This window comes from Frondihabitans cladoniiphilus, assembly GCF_039544345.1.
In the GTDB taxonomy this organism is placed as follows: Bacteria; Actinomycetota; Actinomycetes; order Actinomycetales; family Microbacteriaceae; genus Frondihabitans; species Frondihabitans cladoniiphilus.
On sequence record NZ_BAABLM010000002.1, the window covers coordinates 399,984 to 415,853 of the forward strand.

The 15,870-nt window shown below is 69.8% G+C and carries 15 protein-coding genes and 1 tRNA gene; 5 read left to right on the top strand and 11 right to left on the bottom strand.

Going from position 1 to position 15,870, the window contains the following annotated elements; translation table 11 throughout:
• Positions 1-151: 151 nt before the first annotated feature.
• The 4 genes from ABEA39_RS06885 to ABEA39_RS06900 all read right to left on the bottom strand — a co-directional run bounded on the left by ABEA39_RS06885 (position 152) and on the right by ABEA39_RS06900 (position 4,631).
• Entirely contained in the window at positions 152-790 is a 639-nt protein-coding gene (locus ABEA39_RS06885) for a prepilin peptidase (protein WP_345374702.1), read from the bottom strand.
• 183 nt (positions 791-973) lie between these two features.
• The gene (locus tag ABEA39_RS06890) at positions 974-2,341 is read right to left on the bottom strand and encodes a PhoH family protein (protein ID WP_345374704.1); all 1,368 of its coding nucleotides are present in this window, start codon (positions 2,339-2,341) and stop codon (positions 974-976) included.
• A 268-nt stretch (positions 2,342-2,609) separates the two neighbouring features.
• Positions 2,610-3,737 (bottom strand): aminotransferase class V-fold PLP-dependent enzyme, encoded by a 1,128-nt coding sequence (locus ABEA39_RS06895; RefSeq protein ID WP_345374706.1) that lies wholly within the window; start codon positions 3,735-3,737, stop codon positions 2,610-2,612.
• Positions 3,738-3,830: 93 nt separating this feature from the next.
• Positions 3,831-4,631: an isoprenyl transferase gene (locus tag ABEA39_RS06900; RefSeq protein WP_345374708.1), complete on the bottom strand. Its 801-nt coding sequence runs from the start codon at positions 4,629-4,631 to the stop codon at positions 3,831-3,833.
• Positions 4,632-4,706: 75 nt separating this feature from the next.
• Here ABEA39_RS06900 and trhA point away from each other — a divergent pair, with 75 nt between their 5' ends.
• Positions 4,707-5,363, top strand: coding sequence for a PAQR family membrane homeostasis protein TrhA (trhA, locus tag ABEA39_RS06905; protein ID WP_345374711.1), 657 nt, complete (start codon positions 4,707-4,709; stop codon positions 5,361-5,363).
• A gap of 44 nt (positions 5,364-5,407) precedes the next feature.
• Here the strand turns inward: trhA and ABEA39_RS06910 are convergent, their stop codons facing one another.
• Entirely contained in the window at positions 5,408-5,737 is a 330-nt protein-coding gene (locus ABEA39_RS06910) for a hypothetical protein (RefSeq protein WP_345374714.1), read from the bottom strand.
• Positions 5,734-6,630, bottom strand: a complete 897-nt coding sequence (gene mca / locus ABEA39_RS06915; protein WP_345374716.1) for a mycothiol conjugate amidase Mca — start codon at positions 6,628-6,630, stop codon at positions 5,734-5,736. Before mca ends, ABEA39_RS06910 begins: the two co-directional genes overlap by 4 nt.
• A 71-nt stretch (positions 6,631-6,701) precedes the next feature.
• On the opposite strand from mca, the gene ABEA39_RS06920 reads away from it, so the two are divergent.
• Positions 6,702-7,157, top strand: a complete 456-nt coding sequence (locus ABEA39_RS06920; RefSeq protein ID WP_345374718.1) for a DUF4307 domain-containing protein — start codon at positions 6,702-6,704, stop codon at positions 7,155-7,157.
• Positions 7,158-7,220: 63 nt separating this feature from the next.
• Positions 7,221-7,712, top strand: a complete 492-nt coding sequence (greA, locus tag ABEA39_RS06925; RefSeq protein WP_345374720.1) for a transcription elongation factor GreA — start codon at positions 7,221-7,223, stop codon at positions 7,710-7,712.
• Positions 7,713-7,854: 142 nt separating this feature from the next.
• Here the strand turns inward: greA and ilvA are convergent, their stop codons facing one another.
• Positions 7,855-9,111, bottom strand: coding sequence for a threonine ammonia-lyase (ilvA, locus tag ABEA39_RS06930; RefSeq protein ID WP_345374722.1), 1,257 nt, complete (start codon positions 9,109-9,111; stop codon positions 7,855-7,857).
• The gene (locus ABEA39_RS06935; protein ID WP_345374725.1) at positions 9,104-10,294 is read right to left on the bottom strand and encodes an AI-2E family transporter; all 1,191 of its coding nucleotides are present in this window, start codon (positions 10,292-10,294) and stop codon (positions 9,104-9,106) included. Before ABEA39_RS06935 ends, ilvA begins: the two co-directional genes overlap by 8 nt.
• Positions 10,295-10,396: 102 nt before the next feature.
• Between ABEA39_RS06935 and ABEA39_RS06940 the strand changes: the two genes are divergently transcribed.
• Positions 10,397-11,596, top strand: coding sequence for a winged helix-turn-helix domain-containing protein (locus ABEA39_RS06940; protein ID WP_345374728.1), 1,200 nt, complete (start codon positions 10,397-10,399; stop codon positions 11,594-11,596).
• Positions 11,597-11,633: 37 nt separating this feature from the next.
• On the opposite strand, the gene ABEA39_RS06945 is transcribed toward ABEA39_RS06940, so the two are convergent.
• A complete protein-coding gene (locus ABEA39_RS06945; RefSeq protein ID WP_345374730.1) occupies positions 11,634-12,545 on the bottom strand; it encodes a M48 family metallopeptidase in 912 nt (303 codons plus the stop codon).
• Between the two features lie 25 nt (positions 12,546-12,570).
• The gene (locus ABEA39_RS06950; RefSeq protein WP_345374732.1) at positions 12,571-13,143 is read right to left on the bottom strand and encodes a LemA family protein; all 573 of its coding nucleotides are present in this window, start codon (positions 13,141-13,143) and stop codon (positions 12,571-12,573) included.
• Positions 13,144-13,409: 266 nt separating this feature from the next.
• Between ABEA39_RS06950 and ABEA39_RS06955 the strand changes: the two genes are divergently transcribed.
• Positions 13,410-15,719: a hypothetical protein gene (locus tag ABEA39_RS06955; protein WP_345374735.1), complete on the top strand. Its 2,310-nt coding sequence runs from the start codon at positions 13,410-13,412 to the stop codon at positions 15,717-15,719.
• A 44-nt stretch (positions 15,720-15,763) separates the two neighbouring features.
• Here the strand turns inward: ABEA39_RS06955 and ABEA39_RS06960 are convergent.
• Positions 15,764-15,837: transfer RNA gene (locus tag ABEA39_RS06960), tRNA-Leu, on the bottom strand.
• Positions 15,838-15,870 lie beyond the last annotated feature (33 nt).

Consider the following 15,870-nt stretch of genomic DNA (forward strand, 5'->3'; position numbering starts at 1 on the left):
GTTCTGCCACCGGCGTCCTGCGGTGAGCGCCTGGGCAAGACTTTGGGCTGAGTTCCGGCCGCGCCGCGCTCGTTCTCCTGAACAGGAGCGGGCGGGGCGCGGCGGCTCCTGAAAAGCGAAAGCCGGCATCGGGCGGAAACGAAAGCCAGCATCAGGCGAGAGCCGCGTAGGCCACCGCGAGCCAGAAGCCGAGCAGGAGGCACGGCCCGTACGGCACGCTCCACGATGCCCCAGGACGCAGCGCCCCGGAACGCGGTGCCGCAGGGGGTGCCGACGAGACCGTCACGCGCGTCACCCGACCCGGTGCAACCCCGGGCGGCGAGGGCGACGACGACAGCCGAGTCCGCCACCGGCGCCCGACCTGCCACAGCCCGACCACGCCGCCGGCAGCAGCTGTCCCGAGGCCCGCAGGCAGGGGGATACCCGGGTCGAGCCCCGACGCGGCCCCGGCCAGGAGGGCGGCCAGCTTGACGTCGCCACCACCCACGACGCCGGAAAGGGCGACCGCGACACCGGCCACGAAGACGAGGATCGACAGGGCGAGGGGGGCCAGGGCATCCCCCGCGCCATGCCCCGCTGCGAGGGCCGCGAGGCACGACGAGGCTGCCACGCCGAGCCCGGGCAGGGTGATCCCGTTGGGCAGTCGTCGCCGTGCGAGATCCGAGCGCAGCAACGCGGGCGTGACTGCGGCCACGAACAGTGCGGGGATCAGAAGCGGATCGGGGCCCCGCACGGCGAAGGCGAGGCCGGTCAGAGCGAGGATCAGGACGGTGTCGAGGAGGGCGAGCATCCCGCGAGATTAGGGATATCGCAGCGGGCACACCCGCCCCCGACATGTGGTCCGTGGAGAGCGTCGGCAGGCACACGCCCTGGGGACAACAGGTGAGACCCCATCGACACACGAGGCCCAGCCGACACACCACGGCCCCCACCCGCACCGAAGCGCGAGCGGGGGCCGCTCGGCGGAACCGCGCTAGGCCAGCTCGTTCGACTCGAGCATCTCCGTCACGAGCGCCGCGATCGCCGACCGCTCGGAACGGGTCAGCGTGACGTGGGCGAACAGCGGGTGCCCCTTCAGCGTCTCGATCACCGAGGCGACACCGTCGTGGCGTCCGACGCGGAGGTTGTCGCGCTGCGCCACGTCGTGGGTGAGCACCACGCGCGAATTCTGCCCGATACGGGAGAGCACCGTGAGCAGCACGTTGCGCTCGAGCGACTGCGCCTCGTCGACGATCACGAACGCGTCGTGCAACGAGCGGCCGCGGATGTGCGTGAGCGGCAGCACCTCGAGGATGCCGCGCTCGACGACCTCGTCGAGGACGTTCTGCGAGACGATCGCGCCGAGCGTGTCGAACACGGCCTGCGCCCAGGGGTTCATCTTCTCGGAGGCGTCGCCCGGCAGGAACCCGAGGTCTTGCCCGCCGACCGCGTAGAGCGGCCGGAACACCATGATCTTCTTGTGCTGCTGCTTCTCGAGCACCGCTTCGAGGCCGGCGCAGAGGGCGAGCGCCGACTTGCCGGTGCCCGCACGCCCGCCGAGGGAGACGATGCCGACCTCGGGATCGAGCAGGAGGTCGATCGCGAGGCGCTGCTGGGCCGAGCGGCCGTGGAGGCCGAAGACGTCGCGGTCGCCCCGGACCAAGCGGACGTTGCCCTTCGAGACCACGCGGCCGAGGGCCGAGCCGCGATCCGAGTGCAGGACGAGACCGGTGTTGACGGGCTGCTCGGCGGCGCGCGTGGTGATGCGCTCCTCCTCGTAGAGGGTGGCCATCTGCTCGCTCGAGATGTCGGCCTCGGCGAGGCCGGTGTAGCCGGAGTCGACGACCTGCTCGGCGCGGTACTCCTCCGCGGCGAGACCGATCGACGCGGCCTTCACGCGAAGAGGGAGGTCTTTCGAGACGACCGTGACGTCGAGCCCGTCGTTGGACAGGTTGCACGCGACGGCGAGGATGCGCGAGTCGTTGTCGTTCAACTGGAGGCCGGAGGGCAGGACCGACATGTTGGAGTGGTTCAGCTCGACGCGGAGCGAGCCACCGCGCCCGACCTCGACCGGGAAGTCGAGACGTTCGTATTTGATGCGGAGGTCGTCGAGCAGCCGCAGGGCCTGCCGCGCGAAGTACCCCAGCTCAGGATCGTGGCGTTTGCCCTCCAGCTCGCCGATCACGACGACCGGGAGGACGACGGCGTGCTCGTCGAACCGGAACATCGCTTGAGGATCGGAGAGGAGCACCGACGTGTCGAGGACGTACGTGCGCTGCTTGGTCGCAGCCCGCGTCCCCTCCCCCGTGGCCTCGTCGCTGGTGGTTGCGGTGACGTCGAATGCGGTCACGACCGACTCCATCTCCGGATGCGTGTAGCACCCGGTACCTTCCCGCAAGACGGCCATGGAGCAAGAACAAGACGAACTTACGTGGCCGTCTCGACCGGGTGCCTTACCCGATGGCTAGAAGCTACGCGGCACCCCTGACAGTCGGCAAATCCGACACACCGTGGCGGGTTACGGGCAGATTAACCCCCGTCACTCCTGTCGCGGAAAAGCCCGAGAGAGCGGGGGATGCACGAGCCCGCCCCGACCGCGAGCCCGGGTTCTGGGCGTGCCGCCCCGGGCCTCAGTACTGCGCGCTCGACGCGAACGAGGTGAACGCCCCGCGGAGGATCTCGAGGGTCTCCTCCGACGTCGACACGTGCGCCGACAGCCGGACGGCGCCGTCGCGCACCGTGGCCGTGACCCCGTGGTTGATCAGCGACGCCGTGAGCGCCGTGACCTGCGCCGAGTCGGGCTGGAGCACGACGATGCCGGCCCGCTCGGTCTCGGCACGGGGTGACACGACCGGGAGCGCGAACTCGTCGGCGAGGTCGATGATCCGCGAGACCGTCACGGCGATCGCGGCGTTGACCTCGGCGACCCCCACCTCGGCGAGCCGCTCGAGCGCGGTCGCGAAACCCGCCTGCGCGATCGGGTCGGAGCGCGTGATCTGGAAGGCGGCGGCGCCCTGCAGCGGCGGCGGCACCTCTTCGTACGACGCGCCCATCGGCACGATCGTGCCGGTGACTCCGCTGAACAGGGGCACGAGCTCGGTCGCGGCACGGTCGCTCAACGCCAGGAACCCGGTGCCCCAGCCGGCGCGCAGCCACTTCTGACCCCCGGCCACCACGACGTCGGCCACCTGGTACGGCGCCTGGACGACGCCGAAGCCCTGGATCGCGTCGACGATGAGCATCCGGTCGCCGATGACCTCGCGGATCCCCTCGAGATCGGCGAGGTAGCCCGTGCGGTAGTCGACCAGGCTGACGGCGACCGCGGTCGTCGCGGGCGTGAGGTTGTCGCGGACGACTGCGGGCGTGACCAGGCCGCCGGGCGCCTGCAGGGTGATGGCGTCGAGTCGCCCCAGCGACTGACCGGCGCGCTGCGCGGACAGGGGGATGCTCGGATACTCCCTCGCGGAGTACAGCACCTGCCCGCTCATCCCGAACATGGTGTGCATCAGGCCGATCGACGCGTTGGCCTGGAAGACGATCTGCTCCGTGGAGAATCCTGTGATTCCCCGGACGGCTTCGCGGACCCGGATGTCCTGCTCGTCGAAGACGGCGCCGGCACCGTAGCGCGCTCGGGCCTGGATCTCTCCCAGCGCCGTCCGCTCGTCGATGACGGCCCGGCTCATCGGGCCGAACGAGGCGAAATCGAGGTAACCGGGGTCGTCGGAGAACCCTTCGCGGAAGGCGTCGATGGTGATCACGGGTGCTCCAGGGGTTGATGAACTGTCATCAACCGTACAGACTGCCAGGCCAGAGCCCGAATTGAGCCGTCGTCACGTCGCTCGGGCGGCCGTTCAGCTCCCGTAGCGACGATGCCGATTGGCGAAATCCCGCACCGCCCGGAGGAAGTCGACCTCGCGGAGATCGGGGTAGAACGCCTCCACGAAGTAGAACTCGCTGTGGGCGCTCTGCCACAGCATGAAGTCGCTGAGCCGCTGCTCCCCGGAGGTGCGGATCACGAGGTCCGGATCGGGCTGACCACCGGTGTAGAGGTGGTCGGCGATCATCTCGGGCGTGAGCACCTCGGCGAGGTCGTCGAGCGTGCCGCCGTTCTCGCCGTGGTGGCGCACGATGCTCCGCATGGCGTCGGCGATCTCGCGACGGCCGCCGTAGCCGACGGCGAGGTTCACGTGCAGACCCGAGTGCCCGGATGTCGACGACTGGGCACGGCGGAGCGACTCGACCAGAGGCTCGGGCAGCCCGTCGTCGGCACCCACGTGCTGAACCCGCCAGTCGCGGAATTTCGACAGGTCGTCGGCCAGCTCGGCGATGATGTCGACGAGAGCGTTCAGCTCGGCGTCCTCGCGGTTGGTGAGGTTGTCGGCCGACAGCAGGTACAGGGTGACCACCTTGATGCCGAGATCGTCGCACCAGGTGAGGAATTCGCGGATCTTGGCGGCACCGGCGCGGTGACCGTGCGCAGCCGTCTCGAGCATCCGCTGCTTCGCCCACCGGCGATTGCCGTCGACGATCATGGCGACGTGATGCGGCAGTTCGCGGCCGGTCAGATCTCGGCGCAGGCGCTTCTGGTAGAGGTCGTAGAGGAAGGTGCGCCCGACAGGGGTCTCACCCGGGGTGCCTCGCCTGTTCGCCACGAACCCACGCTAGCCCCTCGAAGCGGTGAGGATGCTCGGGTCGACTTCCGGCACCTTCCCCCTACACTTCGACAGATGACGGCCGTTCTCGAAGTGAAGCCCACCTGGCGCGGCTGGATCCACGCGGGCACGGTGCCCGTCGCCCTCGCTCTCGGAGTCGTCCTCGTGACCCTGGCCCACGGCACGCCGGCGAAGGTCTCGTCGTCGATCTACGCGGCGTCGTCGCTCCTGCTGTTCGGCGTCTCGGCCACGTACCACCGCTTCACCTGGAGCCCCCGCACGAAGCTGCTGCTCAAGAGGCTCGACCACTCGAACATCTTCCTGCTGATCGCAGGGACCTACACGCCGATCGCCGTCCTGACGCTGCCGCAGCCGAAGTCCACGATTCTGCTGGTGCTGGTCTGGACGGGAGCCGTCTTCGGCATCGCGTTCCGGGTGTTCTTCACGGGGGCGCCGCGCTGGCTCTACGTGCCGCTCTACGTGCTGCTCGGAGTCGGAGCCCTGGTCTTCGTGAAGGACATCTTCCGGGCCGACCCGGCCACGCTCATCCTCGTGCTCGTCGGGGGTCTGCTCTACATCGTGGGCGCACTCGTCTACGCCTTGAAGGAGCCCAACCCCATTGCCGGGGTGTTCGGGTTCCACGAGGTCTTCCACGCCCTGACCGTCGTGGCGTTCCTCTGCCACTGGACGGCGGTGCTGCTGGTGGCGGTGGCGCCGCCCGCCTTCGGCTAGCGGTCGCACGCGATCGCGGGCCAGCGGTCGCACCCGATCGCGGGCTACCGGTCGAGCGGCCGGCCCTCGGCGTCGAAGCCGTCGCGGAACTCGTCGTCGAGGCCGGCGGCCTCGCGGGCGGCCTCCTGGCGCTCGAGTTCGATCTGCTCGCGGATCTCGCCGCGATACCGAGTGCGGCGGACCCGGCGGGTCATGTCGACGACGAGAGCGACCGTGGCCACACCCACCGCGAAGATCGCGATGAATCCCCACACGCCGGGCGTGACGAGGTTGTCGTCGGGGGCCTTGGGCGGATTGGTGCTCGGGTCGCTCGTCTCGGCGAGGATCGTGATCAGGTGGCTGGACAGGATGGTGAGGGACGCTGCGATGCTCATGACTCGGAACTTTCGGATATCCCCGCGAACAGATCGGTCTCGGGAAGGCTGGTCTCGACCGTCGCCTTGACGAGCTGGAAGTCCTCGGTGGGCCAGGCCCGCGCCTGCAGGTCGATCGACCACAGGAAGAAGAAGCTGTCGGGCGCGACCTGGCTCGCGTGCGACAGGAGGGCCCGGTCGCGGATCGCGAAGGAGTCGGACACGTCGACCCGCGAGGTCGACGGGTCGGGGCGCTCCTCGAAGCGCTGCATCATGTCCTTCATCTTGAGCAGGGCCTCGGAGTCGGGCTCTTCGAGTTCGAGCTGCGCCTTGATCGCGTTCATGCGGGAGGCGTTCATGATCCGGTCGTAGTAGATCTTCGCGATCTCCCACGCGGGACCGGCGTCCGGGTAGCGCGCGGGGTCGGCCGCGGCTTCGGCGGCGTACATCGAGATCTCGTGCGTGCGGATGTGGTCGGGGTGCGGGTAGCCGCCGTTTTCGTCGTACGTGACCAGGACCTGCGGCTTGAACCGGCGGATGATGCGCACCAGCGGCTCGGCCGAGATCGCCAGCGGGATCGTGGAGAACGAGTTGACGGCCACGGGCTCGCCCTCGGCCGGAAGCCCGGAGTCGTGATAACCGAGCCAGACGTGATCGATGTCCATGACGGCCTGGGCGGCGGCCATCTCGTCGAATCGGAGTCCGGCGATGTCGCGCTCGGCGCGCGCTCGGGGCACGAGGTGCTCGTTGAGGATCGACCCCTGTTCGCCGCCGGTGCAGCTGACGACGAGGACCTCGTCGCCGAGCGCCCGGTAGTGCGCATAGGTGGCCGAGCCCTTGCTCGACTCGTCGTCGGGATGCGCGTGCACGGCGAGGAGACGCCGGGCAGCGTGCTGTTCGGATGGGGATCGCACCGGGGCCCTCGGATTTCTGTCACGGCCAGCGTTGCTAACCTGTCCTCAAGGATAAACGGAGGAGTTCGACAGTGGCGCCCACGCCGACCGGCACAGCTCGTCCCGACAACGCCCGCAACGTCGGTGCGCGACAGGACAGCAAGCTCGACGAGCGCTACGGCCGCACCCGGAGCTTCCGTCTCCGCCGCCGCGTCATCGCGATCATCGTCGGCGGCGGCATCGTGGTCGTCTTCGGCGCCTGGGTGATCTTCGCCGCGTTCGACGGGACGAGTGCGTCGATCGACTCCAACGACGCCGGCTACGTGATCCACGACGCGAACAACGCCACGGTCACCTCCGAGATCAGCGTCGACGCCGGCACCCGGGTCGACTGCTCCATCGAGGTGCTCAACTCGGGCTTCGACGTGGTCGGCTGGAAGGTCGTCGACTTCCCCGCGTCCTCGCAATCGTCGAACGTCTACACGACCGACATCAAGACCACCAGCCGGGGTGTGACGGGCTTGATCGACAAGTGCTGGCTCCCGTAAACTCGTCTGATTCACCACCGAGACCGGCCACACGGCCGGTCTCTTGCTTTGGTAGGAGACTTCATGAGCAACACCGAATCCACCACCTGGTTGTCGCAAGAGGCCCACGACCGCCTCGTCGCCGAGCTCGAGACGCTGAGCACGAGCGGCCGTGACGAGATCGTCGCGCGCATCTCCGCCGCCCGCGACGAGGGCGACCTGAAGGAGAACGGCGGCTACCACGCCGCCAAAGACGAGCAGGCCAAGATCGAGGCGCGCATCCGCACCCTCATCAACCTGCTCAAGACGGCCACGGTCTCCGAGTCGACCGCCGCGGCCGGCGTCGTCAGCCCGGGCACCGTCGTCACGGCCACCATCGCGGGCGACCCGTCGCGATTCCTGCTCGGCAACCGCGAGATCATCGCCCCCGGCAGCGACCTGACCGTCTACAGCGAGACCAGCCCGCTCGGCGAGGCCATCAATGGCAAGAGCGCCGGCACCACCACGAGCTACACGGCACCCAACGGCAAAGAGATCACGGTGGAGATCACCGCGGTCGAGCCCTACTCCGCATAGCTCGAAGCCGGTAGCTCTAAGCCGGTAGCTCGAAGCCGGTAGCTCGGAGCCCGAAGCCCGAAAACGGGCGATTTCACGGATGGCGCGCCGTTCAAGCGGCCCGTTTCCCGTGAAATCGCCCGTTTTCCGCGAGCAGGGCGGCTCAGCTGTCGGCGATCACGGGCGTGAAGCCCGCCTCGCGCAGCCGATCGAGCACCTGCTCGGCGTGGTCGGGCCCGCGGGTCTCCACGCTCAACTCGAGCTCGACCTCCGAGATCTGCAGACCGCGTCCGTGCCGGGTGTGCAGCACCTCGACGACGTTGGCGTTGACCTCGGAGATGATCTCCGACACCCGCGACAGCTGACCCGGGCGATCGGGCAGCATCACCCGGAAGTGCAGGTAGCGGTCGGACGCGGCGAGCCCGCGGCTGATCACACGCTCCATCATGAGCGGATCGATGTTGCCTCCCGACAGGATGATCACGGTCTTGCCGAGCGCCCGGACCTGATCGGTCAGCACGGCGGCGACCCCGACGGCCCCGGCCGGCTCGACGACCTGCTTGGCGCGCTCGAGCAGCACCAGGATCGCCCGCGCGGTGTCGTCGTCCTGCACCGTGACCACCTCGTCGACGACCCGCCGCACGATCTCGAAGTTGAGCACACCCGGCTTCGACACGGCGATTCCGTCGGCGATCGTCGGGGTCGACACGACACTGGTGAGTTCGCCGAGCTTCATCGAGAGCGCGTAGGGCGCCGAGTTCGCCGCCTGGACCCCGATGACCCGGATCACGCCACCCGTCTGCGCCCGCACCTGCGTCACCGCACTGGCCACGCCCGACGCGAGCCCGCCGCCGCCGATCGAGACGATGATGGTCTCGACGTCCGGGACCTGCTCCAGGATCTCGAGACCGAGAGTGCCCTGCCCGGCGATGACGTCCGGGTGGTCGAACGGTGGGATGAAGACGGCACCCGTCGTCTCGGAGAACTCGGACGCCGCCCGCAGAGCCTCTTCGACCGAGTGGCCGCTGAGCACCACGTCGGCGCCGTAGTCGCGCGTCGCCTGCAGCTTCGGTAGGGCCACGCCGAGGGGCATGAAGATCGTCGCCTTGATGCCCAGCTCACGGGCGGCGAGAGCGACGCCCTGTGCGTGGTTTCCCGCGGACGCGGCGACGACGCCGTTCCGTTTCTCGTCGGCGTCGAGCCGTGACAGGCGGTTGTAGGCGCCGCGGATCTTGTACGAGCCAGTGCGCTGCAGGTTCTCGCACTTCAGGTAGACCGGCGACCCGAGGTACTCCGACAGGAACGACGAGGTCTCCATCGGGGTGACGTGGACGACCTGCGAGACGCGAGCCCGGGCATCCTCGAAATCGGCCAGGGTCGGGCCCGGCAGCGTCAGGTCTTTCACGGGGAGGTCAGACATTCGAGGTCTCTCCTTCTGGGGCCGCGGATCGGCGCGGCACCACATCGTCGTCGGCGGGGCTGGGATTCTCCCGCCAGTGGCCCGAGGCCACGGATTTCACCATCACGTTCACCGTCGCGACGACCGGCACCGCGAAGAGCGCGCCGGGCACGTCCGCCAGGTAGGCGCCCGCCGCGACGGCGAAGACGACGGCCAGGGGATGCACGCGAACGGCGCTCCCCATCACGAGGGGCTGCAGGACATGCCCCTCGAGCAGGTGCACGGCCAGGACGCCCGCGAGCATGAGCAGGGCCACGAACGGGCCGTTGTAGAGCAGCGCGACGAACACGGCGATGGCGCCCGTCACCACGGCTCCGACGACCGGGATGAACGAGCCGAGGAACACCGCGACCGCGAGGGGGATGGCCAGGGGGATGCGCAGGATCTCGGCCACCACGCCGATGCCGACCGCGTTGACGACGGCCACGAAGATCTGCACCTTTACGAACGTGGTGAGGGTCAGCCACCCGGCTCGACCCGCCCCGTCGACCGCGGCGCGCGCCTTGCGAGGAAAGAGCCGGACCGTCCAGCGCCACACCCCGCCGCCGTCGATCAGCAGGATGATCGTGGCGAACACGGTGAGCAGCAGCCCCGTGACGAAACGTCCGAACGACGAGCCGAACGAGACGGCGCTCGATACGAGCGTGCCGCTGTTGGACTGCACCGCCTGGACGGCGTCGCGGTAGTAGCCGGTGAGCTGGTGCGTCGAGAGATGGAACGGGGCGCCGTGGAGGTAGTGGCGCACGGCCCGGTACGACTCGTCGCTCTGCTTGAGGAGCTCGGGCAGCCCGTGCTGGATCTGCGTCGTGACGAGCACCGAGAGCCCGGCAAGCACCACGAGGACCGCCACGATGGCCGAGACGATGGCGAGCCACTTGGGCCACCGGTGCCGCTGGAGGAAGGCGGAGAGGGGCACGAGCAGCGCCGACAGCAGCAGGGCCACCATCAGCGGGATCACGATCACTGCCAGATGCACGACCAGATAGACGAACAGGAAGCCGACGGCGGCGAACGCGACGATTCGCCAGGCCCACGCCGCGGCGATGCGGACCGGCTGCGGCACCGAGTCGTCGGCTCTCCACGACGAGGGGGCCGGGCTCTGCGCCGACGGCGGCGCGTCGGCACCGCGATCGGGCGACAGCATGCGGCAAGTCTAGGGGCCTTCCGAACCGAGACGGAGCGCGACGAAACAGCGGGAAACGGGGGATGCACGCCTCCTGTCGGTGGCCCCGTCTACGCTTTCGACGTGCCGCCGTCCGACCTCTCCCCCGCCCTCGCTCGCCGTATCGCGCTCGCCGCCCAGGGCTTCGGCGCCGAGCCCCGCGACGTCGGCACCCGCCAGCTCAACCTCGCCGTCGACCGGCTGGGGCTGCTGCAGATCGACTCCGTCAACGTCTTCGAGCGCAGCCACTATCTGCCGCTCTACGCGCGGCTCGGCTCCTATGACCGCGCCCTGCTCGATCGCCTGACATTCGCCCGCACGGGTCGTTACACCGAGTACTGGGCTCACGAGGCGGCGTTCCTGCCGATCGTCGACTGGCCGCTCTGGCGCTGGAAGATGGAGCGCTTCCGTTCCGAGTACGCAAGCGACGAGTCGTCCTGGGCGAACGCCAACCGGCCGATGCTCACCTGGCTCGTCGACGAGCTGCGCGCCTCGGGGCCTCTTCCCGCCAGCGCCATCGAGCACGAGTCCAACGTCCGGCGGGGCCCCTGGTGGGGCTGGAGCGACGTCAAACGCGGGCTCGAGGTGCTCTTCCGCACGGGCGACGTGGTGAGCGCCGGCCGGACCCGGTTCGAGCGCACCTACGCGCTTCCCGAGCAGGTCCTCCCGGCGAGCGTCCTCGATCGCGTCGTCGACCCCGCCGACGCCCACCGCGAGCTGATGCGCCGCGCCTCCCGTGCCCATGGCGTCGGCACCCTCTCCGACCTCGCCGACTACTTCCGCCTCAAGACCCGCGACGCGGCGCCGGCCCTCGAAGCCCTCGTCGACGCGGGCGAGGTGCTGCCGGTCGAGGTGGCCGGCTGGAAGAAGCGGGCGTTCCTGCATCGTGAGGCGCGCATCCCCCGCCGTATCGACGCCGACGCCCTTCTGTCGCCCTTCGACCCGGTCGTCTGGGAGCGAACGCGGACCGAGCGGCTGTTCGGCTTCCACTACCGCATCGAGATCTACACGCCGCAGCCGCAGCGGGTGTTCGGCTACTACGTACTGCCGGTCCTTCAGGGCGACTCTCTGGTGGGCCGGGTCGACCTCAAGAGCGATCGGCAGGCCGGCGTCCTCCGGGTGCAGGCCGCCTGGCACGAGACCGGGCAAGTCGTCGACGTCGAGAGGTTGGCGGCGCTCCTGCATCGGACGGCTGCGTGGCAGGGGCTCGGGTCCGTCGAGGTCGTCGACCGCGGCGACCTGGCCTCAGAGCTCCGGCCGGCCGTGGCGGCGACCGGTCGCTGACGCTCGGCCGCCGGCGCTCGGCCGCTGACGCTCGCCGTCAGAACGTGTCGACGCTGCCGCGCAGCCGGGCGATGCGGTCAGGCAGCGGCGGGTGCGTGCTGAACAGGCGTGCCATCGCGCTCGGCCGCATCGGGTCGCTGATCCAGAGGTGCGCCGTCGACGAGTTCTGCGACTGCATCGGGCGGCCGTAGGCCTCGAGCTTCTCGAGCGCGCGGGCCAACCCCTCCGGGTAGCGGGTCGTCAGGGCGCCCGTGGCATCGGCGAGGTACTCGCGCTGACGAGAGACGGCGGCCTGCACCCCGGCGGCCGCGAGCGGCGCCACGACCATGGCCGCGAGACCCAGCACGATCAGGATCGGATTGCCCCCGCCGCCGTTGCCGTTGTTGTCGCGCCGGTCGTTGTTGCCGCCGAACACCGCCCCGAAGAACGACAGGCGGAGCAGGACGTCAGCGAGGAACCCGACGGCCACGACGAGGCCGAAGACGATCGTGGAGACGCGGATGTCGTAGTTCTTCACGTGGCCCATCTCGTGCGCCATGACGCCCTGCAGTTCGGAGTCGTCCATGATCTGGAGGAGCCCCGCGGTGGCGGCCACGACCGCGTGCTGAGGATCGCGCCCGGTCGCGAAGGCGTTGGGGGCCGGGTCGACCACCACGTACACCTCCGGCATCGGTATGCCCATCGTGATGGAGAGGTTCTCGACGGTGCGCCAGAGACGGGGTTCGGTGGCCTGGTCGATGCGCTGACCGTGGCTGATCGAGATCGCCTGGCGGCCGGCGAAGAAGTACTGGACGAGGGCGTAGAGAGCTGCGATGACCAGCACGGTGAAACCGATGGAGGGGTTGCCCGCCAAGGCGGACGCCGCGAACCCGAGACCGCCGATGATCACCAGGAAGATCAGGATGATGAAGACGGTGTTGCGCTTGTTCTTCGCGACGGCGCTGTACATGGTCGGTTACCGGCCCGGGGATGGATCAGAACTGGACGCGCGGCGGCTCGGCGATGGCCGAGGGCTCGCCCACCTCGAAGAAGTCGCCGGCCTCGAAGCCCAGCCGCTTCGAGATGAGCGTGTTCGGGAAGGTCTTGGTCTTCGTGTTGAACTCGCGGATGCCCCCGTTGTAGAAGCGGCGCGCACCCTGGATCTTGTCCTCGGAATCCACGAGCTCGGACTGCAGCTGGAGGAAGTTCTGGCTCGCCTGGAGCTGCGGGTACGACTCCGCCACGGCGAAGATGCTCTTGAGCGACTTCTGCATGTGCGTCTCGGCCGCCGTCGCCTCGGCCGGTGACGTGGCAGAGAGCGTCTCCGCCCGTGCTCGGGTGACGTTCTCGAAGACGCCCGACTCGTGCGAGGCGTAGCCCTTCACCGACTCGATGATGTTGGGGATCAGGTCGGCGCGCCGCTTCAACTGCACGGTGATGTCGCTCCAGGCCTCGTCGACCCTGACCTTCAGCTTCACCAGGGAGTTGTACGTCGCCCAGAAATAGATGCCGATGATGATCAGAATCACGACGACGGCGATGATGATGCCTACGAGGGCGGAATCCATGTTGTGCGAGCTCCTTGTCGATCCGGCAATCACTCTAATTGGACTTGCAGACCCCTTGGAGCCGGCTGGGCATTTTCGGAGCGAACTCACGTGGGCGCACAGATCTCGATTCCCTTACGATTGCTGGCCTCATCCTCGCGGCGGATTGACTTGTCCCCCGAGTCTTGGCTTACTGGGTGACAGTGCTAACCGACACGACCCCTAGTTCGACACGCTTCGCGGCCCCCGGCGGCGGGCGACGCCGTCGTGCACCCGGGCTGACAGCGTTGGCGGTCGCCACCGGGGCGACGGTGATCGCGAGCCTGGCCCTGTCGGCTCTCCTGTTCGCGGCGGCCCCCGCCGAAGCGGCGCCTGCAGCCACGACGCCGCCGACGAAGGTGGTCTCCCCCTCCCCGACGCCGACTCCGGCGGCGGTGGCGCCGACGATCGTGGTGCCCGACTCGAACTCGAGCTCGACGACCCTGTCGGGCGGCGGGACGCCCGGCGCGAGCCTCCGGGTTCTCGACCCCGTGCATCCCGCGTCGTCGCTCTGCACTCCGACCGTCGCCGGCGACGGGTCCTGGTCCTGCTCGGCCCAGCTGTCGAGTGGCGCGAATCAGACGCTGACCGTCCGCGATCTGACCGACACCCAGTTCCCCGACGTGACGAGTGCGACGTTCTCCGTGCTGACCGCGCCGGCCGTCACGACGGGAGGGGGCGTCGTCGTCGGGGCGCGCCTGGCCGGAACGGGGTATCCCGGGGCGACGGTCACGCTCTCGTTCGGGTCGTCGGCGTCGTCCGCGTCGACGACGGTCGCCGTGGCGTCCAGCGGGTCGTGGCAGACCGTCCTCCCCGCGGCAGCCGTGCCGTCCGGCTCGTACACGCTTCTCGCGACGCAGTCCTCCTCCGCGATCCCCCGGGTGCCGGTCTCGAGCTCGTCCGCTCCCCTGGGGATCGTCATCGACCGCGAGGCCCCGTCCGCCCCCGTCGTGCTCGATCCCTCGTCGGGGTCGACCGTGTCGCAACAGCCTTTCGTCTTCGACGGCACCGGCGAGACCGGCGCGACGGTCACCACCTACGTCGACAGCAACCCCGTCTGCACCGCGCAGGTCACGGCGGGTCAGTGGAGCTGCTCCACCACCGGCCTGCTGATCCCCGACGGCACCCGGAGCGTCCAGGCGGCCCAGGTCGATCCGGCGGGCAACTACGGCCCCCCCTCCACCGGCGTCGCGATCGTGTTCGCCACCGCCGGCACCGGGGCGTCGCCCTCGCCCCAGTCCTCTCCCTCGCCGACGTCGAAGGGCCGCGCTCCGTCGCCGACCGCCACGGCCTCTCCGTCCACCGCGCCGGCCGCTCCCGGTTCGGGCGGCGGCTCGTCGGGCTCGGGCCCGACCGGCTCGGGCGGTACCGCGCACGGCGGATCGGGGTCGATCGGCGGCGGCGCCGACGGTTCCGGGGGCTCGAGCGCGTCGAGCGGCATGTCCAATGCGGAGGCCGCCGCGTCGTGGACGGCCTCGACCGGCTTCGGTCGCAACCTGCCGACGCTCTCCCAGAGCCTCTCGGGATGGTCCTGGCCGATCTCGCTCCTGCTCGGGCTGATCTTCGCCGTGCTGATCATCGCGCCGACACGCCTCGTGTCGTCGACCCTGCGGGGCAGTCGCGCCTGGGGCACGCGCTTGTTCGCGGGCGCCCGTCGTGTCACCGGCCGCAATCGGGCCCGCACCGACGACGACGACTCCCCCGTCCTCTCTCCGGCGTCGACGCTGGCGTTGACCATCGCGGGCGGCGCCGTCATCGTCGCCCTCTCCATCGGCGTCGACAATCAGCTCCGCTACGTCCGCCTGCTGCTGGCGATCGTCCTCGGGCTCGTGGCACTCAACGGCCTCGCCGTCGTCGTCCCCACCTGGATCCTCGGCCGACGCCTCGGGCTCGTGCTCCGTCTCCGCGTCTCCCCCCGCATGCTCGCGGTGGCCGCCCTGGCCTGCCTGGTCACTCGGCTGTTCTCGCTGGATCCGCCGATGGTGCTCGGCGTGCTGCTCGCAGCCGGCCTCACGCAGGCGTCCGCGGCCGTGCCCGACACCGCCGTCCTGCCCGACTCCGCGGCTGGCGCAGCTTCCGGTCCGGCGTCCGGCGCGGCTGCCCGTCCGACCACCGCCAGAGGCGACGAAACGGGGGATGCACGGGCCCGCGTCCGCCTCCGTGGCATCCTCGCGACGGTCCAGCTCGCCTCGCTCACCCTCGTGTCGTTCGTCGCCTGGGTGCTCCACGGCCTCGTCCCCGCGGCCTCCAGTCAGTTCGGAGTGGAGGTCCTGCGGGAGGGTCTCGCCACGGTCTGCCTCGCCGGCCTCGGCTCCCTCATCGTCCTCCTCATCCCCCTCGGAGCCCTCCCCGGCCGATTCCTCTGGGCCTGGTCGCGCTCGACTCTGGTCGGGCTCGCCGTCGTGGGCGTGGCAGCCGCGGGCGTCGTGCTCGGCGGCGACCCGCAGGAGGCGTTCCCGATCATGCCGCTGGTGGCGGCCGCAGTGGTCTTCGCGGCCCTGGCGGTCGCGGCGTGGGTGTGGGCCCGCTACGTCGAGCCCGTCGTCGACGACGCGTAGCGCCCCGGGCTCCGCGGGCGGGCAGCATACGCCCGGCGAATCGGTACCCCCGCAGGGACTCGAACCCTGACTGAAGCGATTTTAAGTCGCCTGCCTCTGCCGATTGGGCTACGGGGGCGTGGGTCCAGCGTACGGGGCGGCGCTCGGCGGT